A 511-nucleotide genomic window follows, 5' to 3' on the forward strand; every position below is an offset into this window, starting at 1 on the left:
TTGTTGGGCTGATGCTCCCGCATCATGCTTTCTATAACGTCTCTGAACCCTGTCTTATGGTCCAGAATTATACGCAGACGCCTGACACTGAACTCGGCAAAAAGGCTCTCGAACTCATTGAAGTTGTCTCTAAGCGACACCATCAGCAGGTTATCGAAAAACTCCAAAAAATTGGATGCGATGCTCTAACGGGGCGTAATCTGTTTGCGTTGCGTGGTTCGTGGGAGCTTGGCAACAGGGATATCAATGCGGTGGATGATTCCGCAAAAGCATATATGCTTGACACTTACACGATATCTCACATGGGTAGAGGTGGGGGTAGCGTCTTAGAAGATGGGATGCTGTCAAAGGTTCTCGACATAGAGCGTCTACAAGACCCCGTAGAGCTTGATGAGCCTCCTATTGAGGTTCCGGATTCCGAATACTTCGAAGCTAATCAGGACGCCTTTCAGGAGCTTGCAGACTGGTATCTTTGAAGCTCCGCAGGACCGACGACAATGTAATTGTCATA

The 511-nt window shown here is 48.1% G+C and carries 1 protein-coding gene; it reads left to right on the forward strand.

All coding sequences use genetic code 11. The features are described 5' to 3' along the window. Nucleotides 1–476 (forward strand): hypothetical protein (locus tag KP705_RS16925; RefSeq protein ID WP_215765106.1); only part of this gene is annotated, 476 nt, incomplete at its 5' end. Nucleotides 477–511: the final 35 nt, after the last annotated feature.

The organism is Gluconobacter sp. P1D12_c (assembly GCF_018812105.1).
Lineage (GTDB): Bacteria > Pseudomonadota > Alphaproteobacteria > Acetobacterales > Acetobacteraceae > Gluconobacter > Gluconobacter oxydans_A.